Annotated in this window: 7 protein-coding genes; all 7 read right to left on the bottom strand. The window is 37.0% G+C overall.

Annotated features, from left to right (window positions below; all coding sequences use genetic code 11):
• A partial coding sequence (locus tag HMPREF9184_RS09875) for a hypothetical protein (RefSeq protein WP_009444126.1) occupies nucleotides 1-190 on the bottom strand: 190 nt, incomplete at its 3' end.
• A gap of 91 nt (nucleotides 191-281) precedes the next feature.
• Complete coding sequence (locus HMPREF9184_RS01560) at nucleotides 282-1,595, bottom strand: hypothetical protein (RefSeq protein WP_000375160.1); 1,314 nt, start codon at nucleotides 1,593-1,595, stop codon at nucleotides 282-284.
• 53 nt (nucleotides 1,596-1,648) lie between these two features.
• On the bottom strand, nucleotides 1,649-1,894 hold the full coding sequence (locus HMPREF9184_RS01555; RefSeq protein ID WP_001023791.1) for a DUF7720 family protein: 246 nt from the start codon (nucleotides 1,892-1,894) through the stop codon (nucleotides 1,649-1,651).
• A 158-nt stretch (nucleotides 1,895-2,052) separates the two neighbouring features.
• Nucleotides 2,053-2,664, bottom strand: coding sequence for a 30S ribosomal protein S4 (gene rpsD, locus HMPREF9184_RS01550; protein WP_000092756.1), 612 nt, complete (start codon nucleotides 2,662-2,664; stop codon nucleotides 2,053-2,055).
• Between the two features lie 202 nt (nucleotides 2,665-2,866).
• Complete coding sequence (locus tag HMPREF9184_RS01545) at nucleotides 2,867-3,901, bottom strand: sensor histidine kinase (protein WP_000769391.1); 1,035 nt, start codon at nucleotides 3,899-3,901, stop codon at nucleotides 2,867-2,869.
• The gene (locus tag HMPREF9184_RS01540) at nucleotides 3,898-4,596 is read right to left on the bottom strand and encodes a response regulator transcription factor (protein WP_000751223.1); all 699 of its coding nucleotides are present in this window, start codon (nucleotides 4,594-4,596) and stop codon (nucleotides 3,898-3,900) included. The genes HMPREF9184_RS01545 and HMPREF9184_RS01540 overlap by 4 nt, the downstream gene beginning before the upstream one ends.
• An 80-nt stretch (nucleotides 4,597-4,676) precedes the next feature.
• Nucleotides 4,677-5,749, bottom strand: a 1,073-nt coding sequence (locus HMPREF9184_RS09870) for an SSURE domain-containing protein (RefSeq protein WP_009444123.1), incomplete at its 5' end; no start/stop codon positions are given.

The following is a 5,749-nucleotide window of genomic DNA, read 5'->3' as shown; positions in this document are numbered from 1 at the left end:
AAAAAGCCCACTGTTGTAGGCTTTCTGTAAGATATTTCTTAAAATTAAAGCATTTTGTTGTATCGCTTTTTTTAAGTATACAGCAAGTATCTTTATTACTTCTTAATGTTTGATAACAGGGTTTTTGGAGTTTTCGCTTTTCGTTTGAATGTTTTGGAGTTTCTTCCTTACTCCACAAATCACTGAACATAAAACTCTACTTTTTTAATGAGTTCAGCAGGCAAGGAACTAGCACGTATTAAGCGTGCTTTTTATCTTCCCTCTATAATCTTTTTATCGCCTTACTTTTTCCTACTCTTAGGAAATTTCTTTGAGATCATTTTTGCGCATTCATCCATTTTATTAATATCTTTTTTATTTAGACACCTATTGTCTTTTTTGGGGCTTTTAATTTTTATTTTAAATTTACCAGTTTTTTTTCTATTTGTAATTTTTATGGCCCTACTACAGAATTCACATGGATATTTTGTAACTGGCATTTTTACTGTTATTTTTTTCCCTAGACCTATGCTATCGATTTTAGATATCAATTTTCTTTCACAACAAGTAAACATTCTGTTTTCTCTACTTTTTGATTTTTCAAATTGCTCGTATGTAATATCTTTTCCATATTTTAAATAATACTTTGTTTTTTTATCTATGGATACATACTCTACATTTCCAACTCCTAATATTTCTACTAAAATAGATACTACTTTTTGTTTATTACTAGCTTTTTTATTTGTTGTAATGATTGCTTTTATATCCTTGTCATTCAAACCATTTATAGTTATATAGTGTGTATTGTTTAATCTTACCGAAGCATAGCAATTATTTTTTTTGTTTATGAAATTTGCGAGATTTAATTCTTCAATTTTTTTACAAAATTGACTGACAATATGTTTTTTCTTGCTACCAATTAAAATTCTATTTAAAACTTGTGTGTTTAAAAAAAATAAATTAGATTCAATTCCCGTTTTGTCCATATCTATCATGAAAAGGATTTTTTCACTTATTTTGATTTGGCTTTTCCAATCTCTGAAAAATAAGTAATATGGAAAAGCAAAATCGAGAAAATGCCTTCTATGAAAAAGGAGGGCATATATATTATTTAGCAAGCATACTCTCAGAATCGATTTTTGTCTTTCTGTTAAGTCTATACCATCTAAACTTCCTTTTGTTTTTGTTCTCTTATATAAATCAAAAAGTCCTTCCCAATTTCTCCTATACCTATAATAGTAATAGTCGGATAGAAATAATAGACTTTCCTCCAAAAAGTCTAATTCTTCCTCTGTTACGTCTTCCAGTCTTTCTAAATTGTTACTTAATTCGTCCTCGTAAAAGAATTTTAACCTCAAAAGATCACCATAATAATTAGATGTTTCTCCAATTATTTTATTAGCACTTTTTTCTTTTAAGCGTCCGCCAACATTCTTATGCAACGCTTCCACTGTATAAAAGTCAGTTACTACATTTATAAAATCCAAATTTGTATCAAGAATTAACTCCTTATCTACTTCCACACCTCTACTTTCTTTATCTTGACCTAGAAAAAGCCATGGAGAATTAAGTTTTTCTTTTAATTCCAAAATTGATTTGTTTTCTTTTCTATCCATGCTAACCTCAATATATTAAAGTGTCTTTTAATATTATTTTATCAAAATTATTACTATTGTCTATACTGTTTCTCCAACTTATGCATATCCACTGAATGAAGCACTAAATCCCGATACTTCCAAGTTGATACCATGTAATCTAGTAACTCTTTATCATCAACTTTAAAATCTAATAGGAGCAATAACTTAACCTTGTATTTATTCTCTAGTATCAGTACACTATAAGTAACTTGTACACAATGTTCAAATCCTAGTTTAGTTTCTTCAATGCTCGTAAGTTCAATATTTAAAATGTTCATTTTTCTTCCTCCTACTTTGTTATTCATAAAAGGAAAAGAAAAAAACCTAGAAAGTTTCTAAGTTTTTATATAAATAACTGAACAAACCCAGAAATCAACATTTTAAGACAAAGCAAAAAGCCCACTGTTGTAGGCTTTCTGTAAGATACATCTTAAAATTAAAGCATCTTGTTGTAGAATTCAACGACAAGTGCTTCGTTGATTTCTGGGTTGATTTCGTCGCGTTCTGGCAAGCGAGTCAATGAACCTTCCAATTTTTCAGCGTCGAATGATACGAATGCTGGACGTCCAAGAGTAGCTTCTACTGCTTCAAGGATTGCTGGAACTTTCAATGATTTTTCACGAACTGAGATCACTTGACCTGGAGTTACGCGGTATGATGGGATATCAACGCGTTTTCCGTCAACAAGGATGTGACCGTGGTTTACGAATTGACGAGCTTGACGACGAGTAGTCGCAAGGCCAAGACGGTAAACAACGTTATCCAAACGACGTTCCAAAAGAAGCATGAAGTTGAAACCTAGGATTCCGCCTTTGATTTTTGTAGCTTGTACGAACAAGTTACGGAATTGTTTTTCACCTACACCGTAAGTGAAACGAAGTTTTTGTTTTTCAGCCAATTGCAAACCGTATTCTGACAATTTAGAACGGTTGTTTGGTCCGTGTTGTCCTGGTACGTAGTTACGACGTGCCAATTCTTTACCTGTACCTGTAAGTGAAAGGCCAAGGCGACGAGCTTGTTTCCAAGATGGTCCTGTATAACGTGACATATGTATGTCCTCCTGATATAAATAATATTTCGGTGGAAATAGTCACTTAGAAAGCCCTGATTCGTGCAGATGCCCTTCGCCTAAACAGCCAAGGTTACTTGTCATAAGACACCTGTTGACGAGCTTCATGCTTTCCTGCTGCTATTTCACACAAAGGCTATTGTACCATGAAAAGCTAGATTTGTAAAGGGATTTTACGGTTTTATTTCAAATTGAGGCTGAATGTAAACTTGCTTCCTAAGCCATATTGACTTTCTGCTGTGATTTCGCCACCAAGCTGATGGGCTAGTTCTCGTGCAATCGCAAGTCCTAATCCATGTCCACCTGTCTTCATATTGCGTGAAGTTTCTACACGATAAAGTCGTTTAAAGATCTTTTCCAAATCCTCAGGAAGGATCCCCTGCCCCTCGTCTTTCACACTGATTGTCAGCTCTTGTTCTGTTAATTGGGCAAGAACCTCGATTCTGGTTCCTGGTTCTGAATATTTAAAGGCATTGTTTAACAAATTGACCAGAATGCGAGAAAGTTTGTCAGAATGGCTCTTGATTTTCGCCGACTCAGGTGACACTTGAATGTAAACATCCCGCTCCTCTTGTTCAATCTGGAGCTGGAATTCACTCATTGACTCAATCAACAGCCGATCTAAAAAGACCTCTTCGACTTCTTCATCAGCAGTATCTTGAGGTTGTGTGTTAAGAGTCAAAACATCCAATTCCTCTACTAGCTTGTTTAGACGTTCAGTTTGCCGACCAATCGTGGCTAAGTAGTGGAGCCGCTCCTCTTCCTTAATCACTCCATCTAGAATTCCCTCCACAGTAACCTGAATGGAGGTAATGGGAGTTTTAATATCGTGAGAGAGCTGCGCAATCATCATTCTCTTTTCTTGCTCGCTCTCATCAAGTGATTGAAAGGTGGCTTGCAAATTGTGGGACATGTCATTAAAAGCCTGGCCCAGCTCTTGAAATTCTAATGGGCCTTTGGTTTCAATTTCTGTGCTGAAATCCTTGCTTGCTATATCCTGAGCTTGTTTTTTCAAATGTTTCAGAGAAGAGAAAACAGGCGACAAAAGAAAGATGCTCACTGCAGCGCCAATGAAACTAGCAATCAAGGTCATTCCAACTAGAAAGTAAACTTCACTTTTCTCGATCAACATTCGTTGGACTGCCCAGAAAACGACCAAAATAGTTAGTAGAGTCGACACTAGATACCCCACTAAAATATAGTTTTTTAATTTCATTTTCTACCTCTTGGTCTTTCCATCTTATAGCCCAAACCCCAGACAGTTTTGATAGCAGGAGCATTTGAATTTGTATACTTGGTCAACTCTTGCCTCAAAGCATGGATATGAACATTGAGTGTATTGGTATCATCCACATAGTCCTCTTGCCATACCTTCTCGTAAAGTTCCGTCTTTGAAAAGACTCTCTCAGGATTGCTGGCCAATATCCATAGAAGCTCAAAGGATTTTACTGTCAATTCCAAAGGTTGCTCCCCAATGCGAACCTCATGAGTCACATGGTTGATCACCAAGTCACCAAACTCGATCTGTTCTGTCTCTCCTCCGCGACTAAGGCGACGCAAGATATTATTCACTCTTAAAACTAATTCGCGTGGGCTAAAGGGTTTGACTATAAAATCATCTGCCCCCAAACTTAATCCATAAATCTTATCCTGTTCGCTTGTCTTAGCCGTTGTAAAGAGGAAGGGTTGATCCGGAGCGATATACTGAACTTCACTGATAAAATCATAACCGTCCATATTGGGCATCATGATATCTGTGATAATGAGATCGATAGATTTTTTTCTGAAAAGCTCTAATCCCTCCTTACCATCATGGGCGACCAAAACATCGTAACCTGCCTGTATAAGATAGCGGTTTTGAATATCTAGAATATCTATCTCATCATCAACCAGCAAAATTGTCTTTTTCATCTGACACTCCTTCGATAAAAACAGTGTTATACTTGCTTTAGTATAACACTATTTTCTTTAATGTTTAAGTGATTTGAATCTTAATCTTCTCGTTTGGTTGTCAAACCCAAAAGTCCAACAAGACCTGCCAAGGCTAGACCAAAGATACCAAGGCCAGCTGTAGCCGTTTTAGCTTCCCCAGTATTTGGTAGCATCGCTTTATCATCTTTTTTCATCATATTAGCCATTGGGCTCGAAGCTGGTTGATCGACCTTCATATCTGACATATGGTGATTTGTACCCATCATACCCTCAGTCGTACCTGTAGAGCCTGTTTCAGAAGGCTTCGTATTCATCTGATCTGGTTGAGATGGTGTTGTCGCCATTTCTTTTCCACGAAGTTGAATCGTTACTTGACGAGTAGCAATCAGATTGGTCAAATCAGGTTTGCCATCTTTAGAACCATAGACTTTAACAGTAGCTAGGTATGTATGTGTTCCGTTAACTCGAAGTTGATCCAGCAAGGCCTGACCATCTTTGCCAACCGTATTGCCATTCAAATCCACTTCGTAGAAATATTGGCCTTTAGTCAAGCCTTCAAGTGGCAATAGAGCAGGATTTTTAGCTGAACCATTATCTGACCATGGGGCTTTGTCTGAGGCTTTTAACAAGAGGCGAGTCAACATACCATCACCACCGAAAGCTTCGTATGGAATAACTTGGTTGACACCGGCCAAGAAAGGTCCAGGAACCTTAGCCTTATCAAGGTAGCTAGCTGGAACATCAATCATGTCTTTGACATTGTTAACAACAGACTCTTTAACCTGATTTGGTGTGGTTAAAGCGTTCAAATTAACAGTCAAATCTTTAGTCGCTACCAGATTAGTTAAGTCAGGCTTGCCGTCTTTTGCACCGTACACCTTGATGGTTGCCTTATAACTTTGAGTGCCATTTTGTTTTAGGAGGTCAAGCAACTCTTTATCAGATTTTCCTTGGGTGCCTGCCAAGTCTACTTCGTAGAAATATTGACCTTTAGCCAAGCCTTCAAGTGGCAATAGGGCAGGATTTTTAGCTGTTCCGTTGTCTGACCATGGAGCCTTATCAGATGCCTTCAAAATCAGGCGAGTCAACATACCATCTCCACCAAAAGCTTCATATGGAATGACTTGGTTGA

It is taken from the genome of Streptococcus sp. oral taxon 058 str. F0407, assembly GCF_000235485.1.
In the GTDB taxonomy this organism is placed as follows: Bacteria; Bacillota; Bacilli; order Lactobacillales; family Streptococcaceae; genus Streptococcus.
Note: the sequence above shows the minus strand (reverse complement) of the source record. Positions and strands in the feature narration are given on the sequence as shown.